We start from the raw sequence: 408 nt of genomic DNA, 5'->3' as shown, positions 1-408 counted from the left end.
GCATCGCCCAGATTCTCCGATCGGGGTGGTACAGCCGGGTGCATGTGAAGAGCGTCGAGAGCCACCACACGCGAGCGCTGCTGACGAGCCGCAAGGTGATGCAGCGCAAGTGCATCGACCTCGAGAACGAGATCCGTGGCCTGTTGCGGATCTTCGGCGTCGTCCTGCCTCTCCGGCTCTCCCGAGGCGCTTTCGATGCCGCTGTGCGCGAGACGATCGAGGTCGATCCTGCGCTCAGCCATGCGCTCCTGCCAATGCTGGAGGCGCGGGCGGTGCTCTTCGAGACCTTCACCGAGCTTGATCGGCGGGTGAAGCGGGCTGCTCGCGAAGACGCGATCTGTCGGCGCTTCATGACCGTGCCGGGCGTTGGTGAGATCACCGCCCTCAGCTTCAAAGCTGCCGTGGACG

At 65.2% G+C, this 408-nt stretch carries 1 pseudogene; it reads left to right on the top strand.

Going from position 1 to position 408, the window contains the following annotated elements:
- Positions 1–44 precede the first annotated feature (44 nt).
- Positions 45–408 (top strand): annotated as a pseudogene (locus AC805_RS16910) (IS110 family transposase); the annotation flags it as partial.

This window comes from Pseudanabaena sp. 'Roaring Creek', assembly GCF_001402795.1.
Classification (GTDB): Bacteria; Cyanobacteriota; Cyanobacteriia; order Pseudanabaenales; family Pseudanabaenaceae; genus Pseudanabaena.
This window is presented reverse-complemented; position numbering and strand designations above follow the sequence as displayed.